The organism is Pseudoalteromonas sp. SWYJZ12 (genome assembly GCF_015864395.1).
In the GTDB taxonomy this organism is placed as follows: Bacteria; Pseudomonadota; Gammaproteobacteria; order Enterobacterales; family Alteromonadaceae; genus Pseudoalteromonas; species Pseudoalteromonas arctica.
In genome coordinates this window covers 183,706-203,839 of sequence record NZ_JADYXH010000004.1, presented here as the reverse complement: position 1 = coordinate 203,839, position 20,134 = coordinate 183,706, and the positions used below count along the sequence as shown (strand labels likewise).

17 protein-coding genes are annotated in these 20,134 nt (G+C 40.0%); 8 read left to right on the top strand and 9 right to left on the bottom strand.

Annotated elements, in window-relative coordinates; translation table 11 throughout:
- Positions 1-4: 4 nt before the first annotated feature.
- From I6F42_RS07390 to I6F42_RS07380, 3 genes are read left to right on the top strand one after another with little or no spacing between them, the layout of a single operon-like run.
- Positions 5-703: an ABC transporter ATP-binding protein gene (locus I6F42_RS07390; RefSeq protein WP_010553319.1), complete on the top strand. Its 699-nt coding sequence runs from the start codon at positions 5-7 to the stop codon at positions 701-703.
- A complete protein-coding gene (locus I6F42_RS07385) occupies positions 700-1,959 on the top strand; it encodes an ABC transporter permease (protein WP_197151628.1) in 1,260 nt (419 codons plus the stop codon). Before I6F42_RS07390 ends, I6F42_RS07385 begins: the two co-directional genes overlap by 4 nt.
- A 14-nt stretch (positions 1,960-1,973) precedes the next feature.
- Positions 1,974-2,474 (top strand): DUF3299 domain-containing protein, encoded by a 501-nt coding sequence (locus tag I6F42_RS07380; protein WP_007581943.1) that lies wholly within the window; start codon positions 1,974-1,976, stop codon positions 2,472-2,474.
- Between the two features lie 359 nt (positions 2,475-2,833).
- Here I6F42_RS07380 and mutM read toward each other — a convergent pair whose 3' ends face one another.
- Both mutM and I6F42_RS07370 read right to left on the bottom strand, forming a co-directional pair.
- Positions 2,834-3,643 carry a bifunctional DNA-formamidopyrimidine glycosylase/DNA-(apurinic or apyrimidinic site) lyase gene (mutM, locus tag I6F42_RS07375; RefSeq protein ID WP_197151626.1) on the bottom strand — a complete coding sequence of 270 codons (810 nt, stop codon included), beginning with the start codon at positions 3,641-3,643 and terminating at the stop codon, positions 2,834-2,836.
- On the bottom strand, positions 3,643-4,158 hold the full coding sequence (locus I6F42_RS07370; protein WP_007581940.1) for a hypothetical protein: 516 nt from the start codon (positions 4,156-4,158) through the stop codon (positions 3,643-3,645). Before I6F42_RS07370 ends, mutM begins: the two co-directional genes overlap by 1 nt.
- Before the next feature lie 118 nt (positions 4,159-4,276).
- On the opposite strand from I6F42_RS07370, the gene I6F42_RS07365 reads away from it, so the two are divergent.
- Positions 4,277-5,203 carry a manganese-dependent inorganic pyrophosphatase gene (locus I6F42_RS07365; protein WP_007581938.1) on the top strand — a complete coding sequence of 309 codons (927 nt, stop codon included), beginning with the start codon at positions 4,277-4,279 and terminating at the stop codon, positions 5,201-5,203.
- A 135-nt stretch (positions 5,204-5,338) separates the two neighbouring features.
- Here I6F42_RS07365 and rpmG read toward each other — a convergent pair whose 3' ends face one another.
- The 3 genes from rpmG to radC all read right to left on the bottom strand — a co-directional run bounded on the left by rpmG (position 5,339) and on the right by radC (position 6,691).
- On the bottom strand, positions 5,339-5,494 hold the full coding sequence (gene rpmG, locus I6F42_RS07360) for a 50S ribosomal protein L33 (protein WP_004335545.1): 156 nt from the start codon (positions 5,492-5,494) through the stop codon (positions 5,339-5,341).
- 11 nt (positions 5,495-5,505) lie between these two features.
- Entirely contained in the window at positions 5,506-5,742 is a 237-nt protein-coding gene (rpmB, locus tag I6F42_RS07355; protein ID WP_004335549.1) for a 50S ribosomal protein L28, read from the bottom strand.
- Positions 5,743-6,016: 274 nt separating this feature from the next.
- Positions 6,017-6,691, bottom strand: a complete 675-nt coding sequence (gene radC, locus I6F42_RS07350; protein ID WP_007581936.1) for a DNA repair protein RadC — start codon at positions 6,689-6,691, stop codon at positions 6,017-6,019.
- Between the two features lie 144 nt (positions 6,692-6,835).
- Between radC and coaBC the strand changes: the two genes are divergently transcribed.
- The 3 genes from coaBC (at position 6,836) to I6F42_RS07335 (ending at position 11,637) form a co-directional block, all read left to right on the top strand.
- The gene (gene coaBC, locus I6F42_RS07345; RefSeq protein WP_197151625.1) at positions 6,836-8,029 is read left to right on the top strand and encodes a bifunctional phosphopantothenoylcysteine decarboxylase/phosphopantothenate--cysteine ligase CoaBC; all 1,194 of its coding nucleotides are present in this window, start codon (positions 6,836-6,838) and stop codon (positions 8,027-8,029) included.
- Between the two features lie 111 nt (positions 8,030-8,140).
- The gene (gene slmA / locus I6F42_RS07340; RefSeq protein WP_004335558.1) at positions 8,141-8,728 is read left to right on the top strand and encodes a nucleoid occlusion factor SlmA; all 588 of its coding nucleotides are present in this window, start codon (positions 8,141-8,143) and stop codon (positions 8,726-8,728) included.
- 140 nt (positions 8,729-8,868) lie between these two features.
- Positions 8,869-11,637, top strand: a complete 2,769-nt coding sequence (locus I6F42_RS07335; RefSeq protein ID WP_197151624.1) for a S9 family peptidase — start codon at positions 8,869-8,871, stop codon at positions 11,635-11,637.
- Positions 11,638-11,921: 284 nt separating this feature from the next.
- Here the strand turns inward: I6F42_RS07335 and I6F42_RS07330 are convergent, their stop codons facing one another.
- The 4 genes from I6F42_RS07330 to I6F42_RS20365 form a co-directional block, all read right to left on the bottom strand.
- Positions 11,922-13,079 carry an ROK family transcriptional regulator gene (locus I6F42_RS07330; RefSeq protein ID WP_007586058.1) on the bottom strand — a complete coding sequence of 386 codons (1,158 nt, stop codon included), beginning with the start codon at positions 13,077-13,079 and terminating at the stop codon, positions 11,922-11,924.
- 74 nt (positions 13,080-13,153) lie between these two features.
- Positions 13,154-14,395 (bottom strand): glycerate kinase, encoded by a 1,242-nt coding sequence (locus tag I6F42_RS07325; RefSeq protein WP_197151623.1) that lies wholly within the window; start codon positions 14,393-14,395, stop codon positions 13,154-13,156.
- Positions 14,396-14,405: 10 nt separating this feature from the next.
- A complete protein-coding gene (locus I6F42_RS07320) occupies positions 14,406-15,986 on the bottom strand; it encodes a sodium:solute symporter (protein WP_033027098.1) in 1,581 nt (526 codons plus the stop codon).
- Between the two features lie 196 nt (positions 15,987-16,182).
- On the bottom strand, positions 16,183-18,624 hold the full coding sequence (locus I6F42_RS20365) for a TonB-dependent siderophore receptor (RefSeq protein ID WP_169060649.1): 2,442 nt from the start codon (positions 18,622-18,624) through the stop codon (positions 16,183-16,185).
- A gap of 196 nt (positions 18,625-18,820) precedes the next feature.
- Here I6F42_RS20365 and I6F42_RS07310 point away from each other — a divergent pair, with 196 nt between their 5' ends.
- Positions 18,821-20,122, top strand: a complete 1,302-nt coding sequence (locus I6F42_RS07310; protein ID WP_007586071.1) for a trehalase family glycosidase — start codon at positions 18,821-18,823, stop codon at positions 20,120-20,122.
- Positions 20,123-20,134 lie beyond the last annotated feature (12 nt).

The window sequence follows — 20,134 nt, the reverse complement described above, 5'->3', positions numbered from 1 at the left end:
AGTAATGATCAACCTAAAAAACGTAACTTTTAAGTGGCATAAAAGCGATAGCTCACCCACGCTCAACATAAAAGAGTTGGTTATAGAAAAAGGTGAGCATATTTTTTTACACGGTCCTAGTGGCTCAGGTAAATCGACATTGTTAGCGATTCTTGCTGGTATTAATACAGCCACCAGCGGTGAGGTATCAATTTTAGACAAAAACCTAACTACATTAAGCAATACTACCCGTGATATTTTTAGAGCGGATCACATTGGCTACATTTTTCAAAACTTTAACCTGCTTCCTTATTTAACCCCTATTGAAAATATAACGCTTGGGTGTGAGTTTTCAAAAAGCCGAAAACAAAAAATATTAAAGAAATCATCAAATAAAAACTCTGCCTTACAAAAAGAAGCGATACGGTTATTAAATGCTTTAGGCCTTACTGCCCAGTATCACCATAAAGATGTAGCGACATTGAGTATTGGACAGCAACAGCGCGTTGCTGCCGCTCGCGCATTTATAGGCAGCCCTGAATTAATAATTGCTGATGAGCCCACATCTGCACTCGATACAAATAATCGTGGTAGCTTTATAAAGCTACTGTTTGAGCAGGCAAAGCTATCTAATAGTACGTTGGTATTTGTGAGCCACGATGAAACACTAAAGCCTTTATTTAACCGCTCCATTGACCTTATAAATTTGCAGGAGCAGGTATGATCATCACTAAACTTGCTTACAAAAGCTTATTAAATCGCCGCGCAAGTGTACTGCTTACATTATTTACTATCGCAATTAGTGTAATGCTACTTTTGAGTATTGAAGGTGTACGAATTGATGCTAAAAGTAGTTTTAGTAATACTATTTCGGGCACTGATTTAATTGTTGGTGCGCGTACCGGCGATATACAGTTGCTACTTTCGTCAGTATTTAGAATTGGCCATACTAATAACGGCGTAAGTTGGAAAAGTTATGAATACATAACAAGTCAGCGAGGCGTAAAATGGAGCATACCTATAAGCCTAGGCGACAGCCATAAAGGCCAAGCGGTACTAGGCACAACACTTGATTACTTTAGCCATTATCGCTTTGCAAAAAAACAAAACTTAACCTTTAACAAAGGCCACCCTTTTGCTGCAATTAACGAAGTGGTGCTAGGTAGTGAAGTTGCAAATAAATTAGGTTATAAACTTAACGACTCTATTGTTATATCGCACGGTATGGGTAACACCAGTTTTCATCATCATGACGACAACCCATTTAAAGTCGTCGGTATTTTAAACCCTACTGGCACGCCTGTTGATAAAACGCTGCATATTCCTTTGGCTGCTATCGATTTAATTCACGGCGGTAAAGCTAGCCTTGAGCATGAGCATGAGCATGAGCATGAGCATGACGAACATAACAACCTAGTTGGACATCCAAAACAAATTACGGCATTTTTAATGGGATTCAAATCGCCTTTATACACGCTACAAATTAGGCGCAATATAAATCAATATAAGCCAGAAGCCCTGCTTGGGATTATGCCAACCGTAACACTTAAAGAGTTATGGGAAATGCTCGCCATAGTAGAAAAAATACTTTTGCTATTCTCAGCTGTTGTCGTGTTAGTAAGCCTACTTGGCATGCTAACGACATTGCTTGCAAATTTAAGTCAGCGTCGTCGCGAACTTGCTATATTACGTTCGGTGGGCGCTCGCCCTTGGCATTTATTTACACTTATAAGTATTGAGTCACTACTGACCACTTTACTTGGTTGCCTAGCAGGTAGTGTGCTTTATTATTTAGTTATTTTTTCAGCCGGCGGTTACTTACAAAGTCATGCCGGTATAAGCGTAAATATCACAATGCTCTCTTACTATGAACTGGGCTTAATCGGGGTTATTATGGCCGCAGGTTTTATTATTGGCTTAATACCCGCTACTCGCGCTTATTTTTATTCACTCAGCGATGGTATGAGTATAAAAGCATAATTTTTAGGGATTTTATGACATTTTTTAAAACAGCTTTTCAGTACATTGCTGCTATTGGCTTATTATTTATAAGCGTAGCGAGTTATGCTAATCCACCAAAAGAAATTTTTTGGGAAGACTTAATCCCTAAAAACCACGTGCAAATAGACACTCAAGCACAAGCTAATCACGAAGGTAGTGATCAAAACTGGGTGCAACCCGATTTAGATGCTCCAGTGGTAAAGGCACTTGATGGCCAATCGGTGAGTTTGCCTGGTTTTGTTGTGCCACTTGAGGGCGATAGCGAAGTAATTACCGAGTTTTTACTCGTTCCTTATTTTGGCGCCTGTATACACGTACCACCACCACCGCCAAATCAAATAGTCCATGTAACAATTAAAGGTGGAGTACCAATAGATAGCCTATACGACGCAATTGTTGTAACTGGAATAATAAGTACTGAAACATGGTCGGGCGAAATAGCGCAGGTAGGATATAAAATGAAAGCGGTCGGTGTAGCACCGTTCGAGCTTTAAAATAAAGGGCCCGCTTTTAAAGCTGGCCCTTAAATATCATTAAATTTAGAATCGATAAAATTTAAATAACTGAATATTCAAATAACTAGGGCGTGTTGATCTTTGTGGATTGAAATTTGTTCAATCTAGGGGCGATTTAATCGCGGCGCGAGGTTTGTAACCTAGCGGGCTAAGTAAAAATCGAGCAACAAAGAGTTAATCGCCCCTAGAAAGAACCCAAAGGGCAGCGCATGTTTGGCATTTATGCTGCGTTATCGCCAATTTATGGGGAATAACCACACTACATAGGCTCTGCCTTGCCTAAATACCAAACAGTCTGCTGCAAAATTAATCACGAAAGGTCAACACGCCCTAGATAACTACTTTTGGCAATTTGAGCAAAAAATAGTACTGCGCTGCCCCAATCTAATTTCTTCCAATTCGTTTTCACACGTCATACATGGCTTGCCTTTGCGCCCATATACTAATAACTCTTGAGAAAAATACCCGGGCTTACCATCACTTTGTGCAAAGTCTTTAAGCGTTGTACCACCTTGCATAATGGCCGCAGCAAGCGTGTCTTTTATAATAGGAATAAGTGCTTGATAACGTTTGAGCGATACTTTTCCCGCTTCTCGCTTTGGATGTATACCCGCTTTAAATAACGATTCATTCGCGTAAATATTACCAACACCAACCACCACTGCGTTATCCATAATAAATTGCTTTACGGGTACTTTTTTATTACGCGACTGTTCGTACACGCGTTTAGCAAAAAAATCATCGGTAAGCGGCTCAGGACCAAGCTTAGAGAGTAGCTTATGCACTTCACCTGGCTCTTGCCATAAGCAGCAACCAAAGCGACGAGGATCGTTTAAGCGCAGTGCTTTACCGTTACCAAAAATAAACTCTACGTGGTCATGCTTTTTAAGCGGCTCACTTTTATCTACAACACGTAAATTACCTGACATACCCAAATGTAAAATAGTGCTCCCAAGTTCACAGTGTAAAAGTAAGTATTTAGCTCGTCGTTCAATACTAGTAACAATTAGCCCTTCAAGTTGATACACGTCATCTGGCACTGGCCAGCGCATACTGGCATTGTAAATATTTACCTTTGTAACAACTTGGTTTTGTACGTGGGGAGTGATGCCCATTCGGCTCACTTCTACCTCTGGTAATTCAGGCATTAATTAGACTCACTTTGTGAAAAATCAAAACTAGGAAATAACTGCTGTGCAGTTTTTAAATCGAGTGCGAGTATTCGTTGGCTACTCTTTTCGAGTAAGTAATATTGCCCATCGCCTTTATAAAGCAAATAAACCCAAGGTAAACTCTCGCCAGCCAACTCAAATGTAGCAACATATAAAGGTGCATTAGGATTAAAAACAACAGATTCGTTAACACCCATTAACTGCGCGCTTTGCCATTGGTTAATTAAATCACTAAGTTGCTGCTCAGATGCTTGCCACACAAGCGGTATGTCTTTTTGTAGTGGGGTTGTACGCCAGCTTGTTCCTATTCGCTCAATTTTTTGATCAACAAATTGCAGTGTCAGTACAAAACTTTGCTGGGGGAGTACGGCTTGTAATGTTGGTTTATCCTCCCCTCCCAAAAGTTGCTTATGCCAGCCATTTAAGAAGAAGATCATAATCAACATCGAAAATATTATAACGTTGTTCCAACCTTTACGGCCCAGTCGCATATTAATACACCTAGTAAATTCAAGATTTTAAAGTGTAACTAAAACTTAATTGCGCTGTCTATATGTTAAAGGCCGCAGACTTTGTTAGAATATCTGCAAATTTAAAGGAGTTCCGTCAATGTCTATGTATGTAGTGGGCCATAAAATCCCAGATTCAGATTCTATTTGTGGTGCAATTGCACTGGCTTATTTAAAAAACCAAATCGATGAGCCTGCAATTCCAACTCGTCTTGGTGAAATTTCACCTGAAACTCAATTTATCCTTGATAAATTTGGCTTCGAAGCACCAGAGCTTAAATTAAGCTACGCGGGTGAAGATGTGTATATTGTAGATCACACAGAAAAAACACAAGCACCCGATGATATCGACCAAGCTCGCGTTGTTGGCGTGGTAGATCACCACAAATTAGGTGACTTAACATCATCTACTCCGCTTGAATGTTGGATTCGTCCTGTTGGTTGTTCAAACACCATTATTAAAATGATGTACGACTTCTACAGCGTAGAAATCCCTAAAGACATCGCGGGCATTATGATGTGTGCAATTTTAAGCGACACAGTCATATTTAAATCACCAACATGTACCACTGCCGATATTAAATGTGTTGAAGCGCTAGCTGAAATTGCAGGCGTAGAAGATTTTAAAGAACTGGGTATGGATATGTTCCGTGTTAAATCTGCGGTAGAAGACACACCAGCACGTGATTTAGTAATGCGTGACTTTAAAGATTTCAACATGAACGGTAACCTAGTAGGCATTGGCCAACTAGAAGTAATCGACCTTGCTGTTTTTGACGACATTAAAGCAGACCTTGCAGCCGATATTGCTAAGCTAAAAGTTGAGGGTAATCGCCACTCTGTATTTTTACTGCTTACCGATATAATGAAAGAAGGCTCAGAAATGCTAATTGTATCTGACGATGCAAACTTAGTTGAGCAGGCTTACGGTGTAAAACCAGAGAATGATAAAGTATGGTTAGATGGCGTACTAAGCCGTAAAAAGCAAGTAGTACCACCACTACAAGATGCATTCACAAAAATCTAATTGTGTTTTCATTTATTGATTTAAAAGCCTTGTTGGTTATGCCAACGAGGTTTTTTTATATCAATTCACTAATCATATTTTTAAAAACAAAAAACCCAGCCTAAGCTGGGTTTTTAAATTCTAAAAGAACTAAAATTACTTAATTTTAGCTTCTTTAAAAAGAACATGTTTACGAATCTTTGGATCAAACTTTTTGATTTCCATCTTCTCAGGCATGTTACGTTTGTTTTTGTCAGTAGTGTAGAAAAAACCAGTACCGGCAGTTGAAACTAAACGGATTTTATCGCGCATGATTCAGATCCTTAAACTTTAACGCCGCGAGCACGGATTTCTGTAAGAACCGTGTCGATGCCTTTTTTATCGATAATACGCATACCTTTAGTAGTAGTGCGTAATGTTACAAAACGTTTTTCACTTTCAACCCAAAAACGGTGTGTTTGTAGGTTAGGTAGGAAACGACGTCTAGTCGCGTTTCTCGCGTGTGAACGGTGATTACCAACCGCAGGACGCTTACCTGTAACTTGACATACTTTAGACATGTCTATATATCTCCAATAACTTCGCTCGAGCTTAATTTAATCTAAGGCCGTGTATTTCCGCCCTAGAGATAAATCGAAGGGCGCTCTTTATACAGCTTTTACAGGCAAAGATCAAACACTGATCTATCCAATCAGCTCATATATGTAAATTTGATAGCGGCTAATTATAAAGATCGAATGCCCTTAGGGAAAGTAAAAACTGCATTTAAATTAAACTAATTTGCCAAAACACGTTAAACAGCTCATTTTTAACACACTTCTGTATCTAACAAAGCTAAATCAGGCCTCGCTCGGCAAACGAAACACACGTTTCTCCACCAACAATGATGTGATCGAGCACACTTATGTCGACCAATTGCAGTGCTTGCTGCAATTTATTAGTAATAAGTTTGTCTGCTTGGCTCGGTTCTGCAATACCACTTGGATGATTATGCGCAAAAATAACAGCGGCTGCATTATTTTTAAGCGCAGCCTTTACCACTTCACGCGGATAAACACTGGCAGAATTAATTGTGCCATAAAAAAGTATTTCATCTTTTACTAATCTATTTTGGCTATCTAGGTATAACACCATAAATACTTCCTGTTGTAAGCCTCGCATTTGAATTGTTAGGTAATCGTAAACTGAGTTTGGCGAATTAAACACGGCGTCTCGTTGGCAACGCTCCTGCATATAACGTTGGCTTAGCTCTAACACAGCTTGTAGCTGAACATACTTAGCGGTCCCTAACCCCTTTTGAGAGCAAAACTCCTCAATGCTGGCATTAAACAAATTATGAAGTGTTTTATTCTCGTTTAATAAATGCTGAGCCAACTCAATTACATTCATTCCCGGTAACCCTGTTCGTAAAAATATGGCAAGAAGCTCTGCGTCAGTCAGCGCCTTAGCCCCCTTTGCTATGAGCTTTTCACGAGGTCGAAGTGAGTTTGGTAGTGAAGTAAGTTGCATTATTCATCCTTGAGAGGCGAAAGTGTCTTATAAATGTAATGCAAATTTGAAATTTAGCCTGTTATTTCGAATTAAAAAACTTCGCTGTATGGGTAAAGATTTGTTATTTTAAGCCCAATATTTAATAAAAACTGATGAACATCCATGACTAACTTAACAAACAAAAAAATTGTACTAGGTATTACCGGCGGTATTGCAGCTTATAAATGTGCAGAACTCGTTAGGCGATTAAAAGACTCTGGTTGTGAAGTAAAAGTAGTTATGACTGAATCAGCTAAACACTTTATTACACCACTGACCATGCAAGCCGTTAGTGGAGAAACAGTCTCTGACTCATTACTAGACCCTTCTGCTGAAGCTTCAATGGGGCATATTGAATTTGCAAAATGGGCTGACTTAATTTTAGTTGCTCCTGCTACCTGTAATATTATTGCTAAAATGGCAGCCGGCATTGCTGACGACCTACTAACGACGTTACTGCTAGCAACGCCTGCAAAAGTCGCAGTTGCGCCAGCCATGAACCAGCAAATGTATGCACACGCAGCAACACAAGCTAATTTAGCCACATTAAAAGCACGTAACGTACTTATTTGGGGCCCAGGTAAAGGTGAGCAAGCGTGTGGCGATATAGGCGCTGGGCGCATGTTAGAGCCACATGAGCTAGTTGCACTATGTACAGCAAAAGAGCAACCGCAATTACTTGCAGGAAAAACAATTACAATAACAGCAGGCCCAACGCGTGAGCCTCTCGATCCGGTACGTTTTATATCAAATCACAGCTCTGGAAAAATGGGTTATGCACTGGCAGAAGCCGCTTTACAACTCGGTGCTAAGGTTAATTTAATTTCGGGTCCTGTTACGATTAAAGCGCCTCTTGGCGTAAATTTAATAAATATAGAAAGCGCTGAGGAGCTATTAACTGAGTCACTTACCTATGCACCACAATCAGATGCTTTTATAGGTTGCGCTGCGGTTGCGGATTATCGAGCTGCAGAAATTGCGACTCAAAAAATGAAAAAGCAAGGCGACGAACTCACTCTTACTTTAACTAAAAACCCTGACGTAATTGCAGTTATTGCAAACCTTACACAAAACCGCCCCTATACGGTTGGATTTGCCGCCGAAACTCAAAATGTAGAAAGCTATGCTAAAGGTAAACTACAAAATAAAAATCTAGATATGATTTGCGCTAATGACGTATCAAAAAGTGGCTTAGGGTTTAATTCCGATCATAATGCTTTAACACTGTACTGGCACAATGAACAACTAGAATTACCAACAACAAGTAAAATAGAAATAGCTCGCAAGGTGATCGAACAGCTGGCTAAACATCTATAAAAAGGCTGGAAACAAACTGAATAAAACATTAACATACGCCAATCATTTGAACAAAAAATGACTAGGGTTCTTAACTGCGCCACTAAGAATAACTAATAAAAAGGAATGTTCATGCCTGCGACAAAAAGAAGTAATCGCAAAGAGCAAATACTGCAAGCACTCGCACAAATGTTAGAAACTAATTTAGGACAACGCATCACCACAGCAAAACTAGCTGCTGAGGTGGGTGTGTCTGAAGCCGCGCTATACCGTCATTTTCCGAGCAAAGCGCGTATGTTTGAGGGCTTAATTGAGTTTATTGAAGATACCCTTTTATCTCGTATAAATATTATTATTGAAAACGAAAAAGAAAGCCAAACGCGCATTTATAACATTCTATTATTACTTTTAACCTTTGCTGAAAAAAACCCAGGTATTACTCGTATTTTAACGGGCGATGCTCTGCAAGGTGAGCAGGAACGTTTACGCGAACGTGTACAAACCTTGTTTGAAAAACTAGAAACTCAGTTTAAACAAGTGCTTCGTGAGCGCAAATTACGTGAAGGTAAAAACTTTCAAAGTGATGAGCTTACACTTGCAAACTTTTTACTTGCCTACGTTGAAGGCAAAATGAATCAGTTTGTACGTAGCGACTTTAAAGCAAAACCAAGTGTTCAATTTGAAAAACAATGGCTTGAGCTACAAAAAATTTGGCTGTAATGTTTGCTAAATTAATAAATTAAATACCAAAAAACGACCTGCGGGTCGTTTTGTCGTATGTAGCTGCCATTTATCTGATCCGCTCGAATTATGAACCAAACTCGTTACAATGAAACAATGTCATAATACGAGAATCAATAATGAAAACAAAACTCACCTTATTAAGCACGGCACTCGTTGCCAGCTTAACTAGCACCGGCATACACGCCAAAGAATCGCTACAATTTAAAGACGTATTTAGTTTTAAATCAGCTAAAAGCACACAACTATCTGACAATGGTCAAGTACTCACTTTTAGTGCAACGCCGTATCGTGGAAATGCAACTGGTCAAGTTTACTCACTACAAAGCAATACACTCATCGCAGAAGTAGAGCGCGGCACTAAACCTCATATTAATAAAGCCGCTAACTGGGTCGCTTTTACACAAGTACCTACCTTACTTGAAAAAGAAACAACCAAAAAAAAAGACACACTTAAAAAAAATCTGGTACTCGTAAACACACAATCAGGTGCTCAACAAAGCTTTGCTGATGTAAAAGATTACACGTTATCTGATGACGGTATGTGGCTTGCTTATCGTTTAAATAAAAAAGACGATGACGCAAAAGTAGAAGATAAAACCGATAGCACTAAAAACGAAGACGATAACGCTATCACGCCCGATAAAAAAGATAAGAGCTATGCGCTTGTTATAGTAAATTTATCTGATAAACGCACCCATACAATAGAAAACGTATTTAGCTACGCTATTAACTCAGCCAACAGCCAGCTATTAGTAAGTCAAAGTTACAGCGACGGTAATAACAACCAAATAGCGTTAATCGAGCTAAGTGACTTTAATAGCAGCGTATTAATTGATGAACCAGGCGTAATCGCAAATAAAATAGCGTGGCACCCAACTGACAATATTGCAGCGTTTACATTGGGTAACTATGTAAATGATGACACGCGCCGTCGAAGCTACACTTTACAGCTATATAAAAGCGAGAAGCTTACAACTATAGATTCACCTAATAAAGCATGGACGTTAGGGAAAACAGCTACCCTTGAATGGTCAGAAAATGGCGAGCGTTTATATTTTGAAAACCATCCTAAATTGGCAGCCAAAGTAAAAACTAAAGAATATACCGACGAAGCCTCACTATACGATTTTGACACCATTCGTGAACAAAAAGGTTTAGATGTATGGCACAACAACGATGCGCAAATAAAACCACGTGAAGAACAACAATGGAACGAAGTTAATAAAAATCGCCATTACAGCGCGGTGTATCACGTTAACTCGCAAAAAGTTGCGCAACTTAGTACACCAAACATGCCTGAGGTTGCACTAAACCCTGAGCGAGATGTGTCTTTACTTGGCTCATCTAACATTCCCTACTTAGAAAAAATAATGTACGGCGGTTTTTTTGCTGATTACTTTGCAGTAAATATAAACACCGGTAAACAAACTCCCATTATTAGTAACTACCCGTTTAAACCGAACCTTGCACCTAATGGTGAATTTGCAGCTTATTTTAATGATAGCCAAATACAGTTAAAAGATTTAAAAAATAATAAAGTAACACCGCTTACAAAAGCGATTCAGGCAACCTTTGCTGATGATAAACACGACTACCCTTCTACCCAACCTGGTTATGGTTTTGCTGGTTGGATGACCGATAGCAGCCAAGTGCTTGCTTATAGTAAATACGATATTTGGGCATTTGACGTAAAAACGCAGCAAGCTAAACGCCTAACTAATGGTAAGCAAAGCAATACGCAGTACCGTGTTATTAAGCTTGATAAAACCCAAGTGGGCTTTAAAAAAGGCGATACATTACTTGTCTCTGCTATTAACTTACAAACTAAACAAAGCGAAGTTGCAAAGCTCGACTTAACCACTAACACAATAACTAAGGTGCTTAGCGGTAATAAACGCTTTGATATGGTTAAAAAAGCCAAAAAGGCTGACAAGTACTTATTTACCTCGCAAACTTATAGCCAATTTCCTGATTACTACCAAACAGATTTTAGCTTTAGTTCACCAAAACAAGTGACCACCCTAAACCCACAAATTAGTAATTTTGCCTGGGGCGAAAAGCCAGAACTAATAAGCTATAAAGGCTTTGACGGTGAAGATTTACAAGGTGTATTAATAAAACCAGCGGGCTATAAAAAAGGCGATAAAGTACCTGTGGTTGTGTATTTTTATCGTTACATGAGTCAGCGCATGTTTGATTTTCCTAAAATGGAATTAAACCATCGCCCTAACTTCCCTATGTTTACCTCGAACGGTTATGCGGTATTTTTACCTGATATTCGTTTTGAAATAGGTCACCCGGGTAAATCGTCAACGCAAACCATGATAAACGCCACCCAAAAATTAATAGATTTAGGCATAGCCGACCCAGATAAAATAGGCTTACAAGGTCACTCTTGGGCAGGTTATCAAAGTGCGTTTATGATAACCCAAACAGATATGTTTAAAGCGGTTGTATCTGGCGCACCAGTATCAAACATGACAAGTGCTTACAGTGGCATACGTTTAAAATCGGGCCTTGCTCGTCAATTTCAATACGAAACAGGGCAAAGCCGTATTGGCAAAAACTTATTTGAAGCACCAGAGCTTTACATAGAAAACTCACCAGTATTTTTTGCAGACAAAGTTAATACGCCTATCTTAATAATGTCTGGCGACAAAGATGATGCAGTGCCTTGGCATGAGAGCGTGCAGTACTACTTAGCTCTGCGCCGTGCAGGAAAAGATGCTACATTTTTACAATACGAAGGTGAACCACACCACTTGAAAAAGTTTCCTAATCAGGTCGATTTTTCAGTACGTATGATGCAGTACTTTGATCATTACTTAAAAGGCAAGCCAGCTGCAAAATGGATGACACAAGGCGAGGCATTCGTTGAAGAGTAAATAACCCACACACAAAAGCCGATATTGCATAAAACAATATCGGCTTTTTTGTTTTAAAATTTGTATTTCTTATACCAATTCGCTTAATTAAATAAGCTATTTTGAGGCTGGAAAAACGTGTTGATAGCTAGGCAAAAAATTCGATATTTAGTTGTTCTCGGCAATTGCTCCTGCATTGCTCTACCTTCTGCATCCATGCAGTCGTAAATGAGAATTTTTTAACGCAGGTAGCGACACGTTTAGCACCGCAAAATGATTAAGTATTATTGCGGATTGGTATTAAGCTACAAACACAACTCTCTAAATGGCAATGTGGCTGCGCCAATTGATACCGGAAAATTATCAATATTAGATACCACCAGCTTTGGCATAGGGCGTTTAGCGCCACGTCTAAATTGTGCATAAACCTCAGTTCGTGCAATAACTTTTTCAGCCAACTCTTTTGGAATATGGCCACCAATAATAATCGCCTCAGCATCTAATAATGCAGAGCAACAGGTTGCCACTAAATCAAATGAGTCTTGAACTTTAAACAACCACTCTTCAACGCCAGGCCAATCGGGGTCAAAGTTGTCATGCAGGTCGTAAATAGAAGTAACCGCTACGCCATTTTTTTTCAAAATACGTTTTAGTAATTCAAGATTAGGGTGCGCATATAATTTAGGCGGTAGCATGTCGCCAAGCTCACCTGCGTTTCCGTATGTACCGCGCAGTACGTCGCCATTATTTACAATACCACCACCAAATGCAGCCGACACAAACATATAAACAAAGTTTTTATATTCACGACCAATACCAGCAACACCTTCACCTGCGGCTGCGCCTGTAGCATCGTTAACAACCCAAGTTGGGAGCTGAAAATGCTGCGACACAATATCGATAATATCAACCTGCGACCACTCTTCTAGCATATGGTGGGTATTCATTTTCCCATCCATTGAGCTAAAAAAGCCAGAGATACCCACGCCCATTCCCAGTACTTTTTCACTTGGAATGTCACGCTCAGCGCTTATTTCTTCCACCAGCTTTTGTGCACATTTAAGCACATTATTAATGCTCATATCCGACATTAGCTGCATATGGGTGTAAACCACCTTTCCCGTAAAATCCATTACAGCAAGCGAAATAGCATCAAGTAAAATAGCTAAGCCAAAGGTAAATCCGTAATCGGGGTTAAGGGCAATGCCAAACCCCGGCTTACCTTTTTTATTAGGAATAAGCGTATCGCTTTGTACAATTACACCGTGCTGGGTTAACGACTTAAGTAAACGCGACACAGTTTGCTGTGGAATACGAGTTGCGCTCACAATATGACTTTGAGTTACGCACTTTTCCCAAAACACCACTTTTATAATATCGCGCTCAATATCTTGAAATAGCTTTTCGCCTTTTCCAAGCTCAAAACCAGAGCGTAATAAGTTACTGTTGTTTAACGAAAACATAGGTATTAACCCTAACAAAATTGGAGCACAAGATTACGTGAAACCATTATAAAGAACAAGTGGGCAAACTGCGCCTACTCAATCACTATCACTCTAAAATCGTTCACATTTGTGTTAGTTGGCCCAGTAATAATTAAATCATCAATTGCTTTAAAAAACTGATGGCTATTATGCCCTTCTAATTGCGCTTGAAGGCTCTCTCCTGCGCTTTGTGCCCGTATAATCGTTGTGCTATTTATGTAAGCACCCGCTACATCTTTACTACCATCTACACCATCTGTATCACAAGCAAGTGCGTAAATACCCGCTTCGCCATTAAGTGCCTCAGCCAACGCCATTAAGTATTCTTGATTGGGCCCGCCATCGCCATAAACATCAGCAACGGTTACTGTAAGCTCGCCACCTGAGAACAACATAACGCGCTTGCCTTGGGCTTTTTGCTCAAGAGCGATAGCCGCATGTTGCTTTGCAACTTCTTTAGCCTCGCCTTGAATATCATACCCTAGTACCTGGATTTCCCAGCCTTCATGCTGTGCAACACTTATAGCGCTATCAATAGCATGCTGCGCATTTGCAACAATAAAGTACTCACCAACGGTATCAGCAACTCGTTCTTGCTCTGGTTTTAATAAATGCGCTTCAACCTCTGCAATTACCGGCCAATTGTACTTTTGTAAAATAGCCAGTGCATCGGCTTTAGTACTGCCATCGCTAATAGTAGGGCCCGATGCTATATCACTTGGTTTGTCCCCTACTACATCTGAAATAATGAGCGTAACGTAATCCGACTTAGCGGCCTGCGCTAACTTACCGCCTTTAACAAGTGACAACTGCTTACGCACTACATTTATTTCATCAACGCTTGCACCACTTCTAAGTAAAAACTGATTAAGCTTTTGCTTTTGTGAAAAAGGCACATCATCAACAGGTAGGCACATCAACGACGAACCGCCCCCCGAAATAATAAACAAAATAGGAATATCAGCCGGATTATTTCTTACAAGCTCCAATAACTCTTTGCCAGCAGCTAAGCTGTTATCGTCTGGTGTTGGGTGGTTTGCACTAAGCACTTTAATTCGCCCAGTATCACCGCTACTTTCGTAGCCATAACGCGTTACCACTGCGCCAAAACATTTATCACCATAAAAGCGATTAACTTCGGCGGCCATTTCAGCGGCGGCTTTACCCGCCCCCACTACACACAAACCTTTGCTTGCATCTATATTTTCTAAATACTTACTCATGCAAGCACTTGGTTTACAGGCATTTACCGCAGTGGTAAATAAATCAATTAAAAACGACTTTTTAGAATCCATTAGTCACAGCTCACGAAAAAATTGAAGGAATAGCTAAACAAATTAATATCATCACAATAAACATGCTAAGTAGCATAACGATATCTTTGCCAGTTAAAATTGAGTTTGATACTGTCTCGGCATTTTGTACTTTTGTTACTTCGTTTACCTCTCTTGGAATTAAACGACTCGTAACATAAATAATCACAGCAGCGCTTACAAAACCGATAAAATTCCACCAAAACCAGAAAATATCAGGCGCAAATACCGACACCAACAAGTTAATTAATACACCACTAATTAAGCCAATATTGGCATGCAATGCAGCACTGCGTTTACTTAGTACAGCAACTAAAAATACCGCCAGTATTGGGCCATAAAATAACGAGCCGACTTTGTTAATAGCTTCAATAATAGTCGGTGCAATGTCACCGGCAAAAAGTGATAGTACTAAGGTAATTGCGCCCCATGCTAAACCTAAGTATTTAGCTAACTTTAAGTAAGATGGTTGGTCTAGCTCTTTATTAGATATACGGCTGTAATCTTCAATACTTACCGCCGAAAGTGAATTAATTGCAGAGCTAAGTGACGACATCGCTGCCGACAAAATAGCGACAACCAATAAACCAATTAAGCCATGCGGTAGGTAATCTAAAATAAATATAGGCATCATCCAATCAGGGTTATCTGCTGGAATTTTTGCTAAAAATTCAGGGTTACTCATTGCCAGAGTGCCAACAATTAAACCCGACACGCAATATAAAATAGTAATAGGAAAGCGCACTACACCATTTGCTAAAATCATGTAGCGTAGGTTTGTAGGATCTTTTGCACTGAGCGCACGTTGCGCTTGCGTTTGGTCACACCCATAGTAAGAAGCGTAAAGTACCACACCACCAAAAATCATAGGCAAAAAGCCAAAGCCATCTCCACTAAAACCAAACGAATCAAATTTTATGGCTTCTAATCGGCTCGAATCAACATTAGCAATAAAGGTATCAACGCCACCTAAGTGATAAAGTCCAAAGCCAATACAAGCAATAGTACCCAGTACAATGATGATCATTTGAATTGCATCACCGTACACTACAGCTTTCATCCCGCCTTGCAGTGAATATAAAACGGTTATAACACCCGTTAGTACAATAGCTTGCCATGCTTCTATTCCCATGGTGCCTTGTAAAATAAGCGATACCGCGTAAATCATAATGCCGGTCGCAAACGCACGGCTAAATTGAAAAACCACACTAATAAGTACACGGGTTGAGCGCCCAAAGCGCATTTCTAGATAGTCGTAAATACTGACAATGCCGCTTTTATAAAGCTTGGGTAAAATAGTCGCTAAAATTAAAATCATCGCCAGCGGAACACCCAGCTCATACGAGAGCCATTGCATACCACCACCTTCACGCAAACCAACAAATGCAGGAGCTGAAATAAAGCTAATAGCCGAAAGCTGAGTGGCCATTACCGACAAAGCCAAAGGTTTCCAACCTAAGCTTTTACCCCCTAAAAAGTAATCATTTTTATTGGTTTGTTCGCGTAGCATAAATCCCATTACCAATAAGGCACCAAGATAAAGAGCAACTATTGAAAAATCTAATATATTCATAATTAATTCGCGTATTCACAATATGAAAACACTGCGCCTTTTCAAAAATAAAATACCAAATGGCTACCTGCCCTTATCTTTTTAATAAACGAGCCTAGTCAAAAAGATAAACCTGTAGCTAACTTAGCTGAAAAATGCATCACAATGCAAAAAACCTATTAACCCCAAAGTGAGTTAATAGGCATAAAGCATTTATTTAAAAGTCGTATTTAACTCTTAAAGTAACGCGTCGTGGGAGAATTGGGCGACCGACAAAGTATGGGTTATCTGCCGTTTGGCTATTACCTAGACGAGGTGAACCTTCAGTAACACCGTCAGAATCAAACAGGTTAAATACCCCAACGCTTAAGCGTACTGTTTGCTCTGGTGCAACTTGCCAGTTATAGCCTGCATCAAATCTAAATAAGTGGAATGAATCAAGTTCTACAGAGTTTGCATCGTTAGCAAAGTTTTTACCTGTAAAGTTATGATAAATAGAAGCATCCCAGTTATCTGCGGTGTAGCTAATAGATGAGTTAAATAATATTTTTGGTTTGCGACGTAATTCGTTACCAATAATAGAAGGGTCTGAGTCAAATTCAGTAAATTCGTGATCGGTATAGGTCATATTGGCATCAACAGCCCACTCATCGGTAATATCGTAACGACCGGTAAGCTCAACACCCGTTGCTTTAGTTGATTGCATAACTGGCAGCTCTAATACCCCCCCATTACCATCATTTACAAAGTCTACGCTGCGTCTGTCTTTTAAGTCAGTTCTAAATAACGCAATGCTACCGCTAAAGTCGTTATCAAAAAACTTAACACCCAGCTCGCCTTGCTCAACAATTTCGGCTTCGTAGCTGGCAGGCTCGCCTAAATCATTAAACTGAATACCTCTAATTTCTGGGAAGAAAAACCCGCGAGATGCATTGGCATATACATTTAAATTATCAGTTAAGCGATATAACGCCGCCCCTGATACAGCAAATTCAGACGTGTCGACTTCGCCGTAAGTCATTACACCACTGCCCGTAGTGTTAACTTGTAAGTTAGGTGCAAGCGTTGGATCATCTGAAATCTGAACTACTTGGCTGCCTTCGCGACTAATTTTTCCTTCAATTTCTTCGTAGCGAACACCAAAGTCAAAAATCCAGTCGTCACTTTCCATTTGATCCGCTACGTACAATGCTCGGCGGGTAGCGCTAATGGTTTGGTTAGTATAAGAAATACCTGGGCCACTAATACCATTTTGAGTGTACTGAACCTCGTCGCCATTAACATCTGTATACGTTAAGTCGATTAAGCGAGGATTGTTATTAAACTCACCTAAGTAAGTTGTAATAACGTTGTCGTCGTCGGCTTCACTGTGAGAGAAAAATGTACCGACTGTAATATCATGGCTAAAATCACCTACAAAAATACTTTTGATGATATTAAACTCTGCAGAAAAATCTTCAGCTGGGCGGTCGCGGTCTAAAATACGGTTAGCAAATAGTAAGTCATCACTTGCAAGTGCGACACCTGAATTAACATAAGAAAACTCAGCACCGCTTGCATCACCTAGCCCTCTGTTAGCTAAAAAGTCGTCTTGGCTTTCAGGTACATTAATAATACCGTCGCCGTCTAAAAATAAATTAAATTCGTGTTGGTATTTAGCGTATTTACTGCGCATATTAATGGCAAAATCGTTAGCGAGTTCTTTTTCGAACACCACTGAAATAGAACCACCTTTAGTAACTACACCATCGCTGATTGGCGATTCATAACGACCATTTGCTGTATCGTACGTTAAGTTAGATACTTGCGCCGTTTGCAGTGATTCGACTTCACGACCATCGTTACCAATTAAGCGCTCGCGGCTGTCGCCATCAAGTGGAATAGGTAAGTAAAACTGAGCTTGATCGTCAATGTACTGTCCGTAAACAGTAAATGAGCCAGAGCCATCATCAAATTCTTTACGAATATTACCACGCAACTGTGTACCTTTAGTCTCAAGGCCTGTATCTAAAGGGCCCTCGTCGTAACGGTAAAAACCAGAAAGCGCATAATATAAGCCGTCTTCGTTAAGTGGACCGCTCGTTGCAAAATCTAAGCGAGTACGCCCTTGGTCAGAAAGCTCCATTTGTACGGTACTTTGCGGATCATCACTGCCCGTTTTAGAAATATAGTTAATAATGCCGGCCACAGAACCTTGGCCAAATAAATTAGATACACCACCACGCACAAACTCTACGCGCTCAATACCCAAATCATTACGGTAATACACATCAAACGCCGATGAGTTTAAACCAAAAACACTCAGCGTAGGTGAACCATCATAAGATAGCGGCGTAAATTGAAACTGACCCGATGAAGGTAAGCCTCTTACTTGTAGGTTAGTAGCGACTTCACCGCCACCGCCTTCTACTTTAATACCCGGAATATAGCGAAGCACATCCGCTTGGCTACTTGAAGACAGCTTTACCAGCTCGTCTTCGCTAATAGATGTTACTGATTGTGGAGTGTCTGAAATAACACGCCCTTTACTGGTACCAGAGACGATAATACGCTCAACGTTGTTAGCTTTTTTTGCTGTATCTGGTGCAGCTTCTTCTGCTGCATAAGCGCCCTGTGCAAGGCATAAAGATACAATAGAGGCGATCGTTGTTTTATTCACGGGTATTCTCCAATTGTGCTAGTTGTCTGTGTGTATTTACTTAGAGTGTGGCTAAGCAAAGCCGAAATAATCAAGTAAACATGTTAGTTTTTTGTTACTTCGAACAGGATTTAAGCACAGAAAAAAAACATTTACAACCCATAATGAGTGCTTTAATATTATCCAAATCGGAAATAACACACAAAGAGCACCCAATATGACTACTATAAACAGCGGTAAAATTGACTCAGCAACGGCTTCATCGCTTGCAGACCTTGCTACTAAAACACTTATAGCAAATGACTTAGGTGGCTATACAGTACCAACACATGGCCTATACCCGTTTCAGTGGAACTGGGATTCAGCCATTACAGCACTAGGCTGGATGAAATCAGACGAAAGCCGCGCATGGCAAGAAATTGATGTGTTATTTTCAGGCCAATGGGATGATGGCATGGTGCCGCACATCTTGTTTCATAAAGATTCTGATACTTATTTTCCTGGTCCTGACGTATGGGGTTCGGATAAAAAAATTAAAAGTACGTCTATTTCACAGCCGCCAGTAGTCGCCACCGTAATGAAAGAAATGCTTGCCAGCGCTAAAGATAAAGCACTTGCAGAACAAAAAGTTAAAGCGTTATTTTCACAAGTAGTTGATTATCATTTATGGTGGTACAACGACCGAGATCCTGAAAAAACAGGCTTAGTAGTAACCTACCACCCGTGGGAATCGGGCATGGATAACAGTCCATCGTGGGATGATGCTCTTCATGCTGTGCCATGTGTAGATTGGGAATATACGCGCCGTGATACAAGTCATGTAGATTCTTCTCAGCGTCCACATAAAAGTGAGTACGACCGCTTTTTATACCTTGTAGACTTTTTCAAACGTAACAACTTTGACAGCAAAGTAATTTACGAAACCTGTCCGTACAAAATGAATGACCTAGGTATTATTGCTATTTTGCATCGTGCAACCAAAGATTTACTCAAAATGGGTGAACAACTTGGCTTAATCGATGCTCGCACTGATTACTTAGCACAGCGTTTACAAATAACAGAGCAAGCCATAAATACTTTATGGTGTGAACAAAGCCAGTACTTTTATTGCAGAGATGTTTTAACTAACAGCTTGGCTAAAGTTAAAACATCAGCCGCGCTATTAACTGTATATGCAGGTTTAACAAGCGATGAGCAAACTAAAATAATTAATACAGCCACCGAAGACTTTATTGAGTCGAGCCAATTTAGTGTGGCTTCTACTCACCCTAAAGAAGAAAAATACGAGCCACAACGCTACTGGCGTGGCCCGATTTGGTTACACATCAACTGGATGATAGCCATAGGCCTTAAAGAAGCCGGCTTTGTAACAACCGCCGAAAAAATTCAAGATGATACGCGCAACCTAGTTGTTAAGTCAGGCTACTACGAATATTTTAACCCAGAAACAGGTGCAGGCTGTGGTGGTAAAGATTTCTCGTGGACAGCTGCAATAGCATTACATTGGCTACTTGACTAACAACTAAGGCAA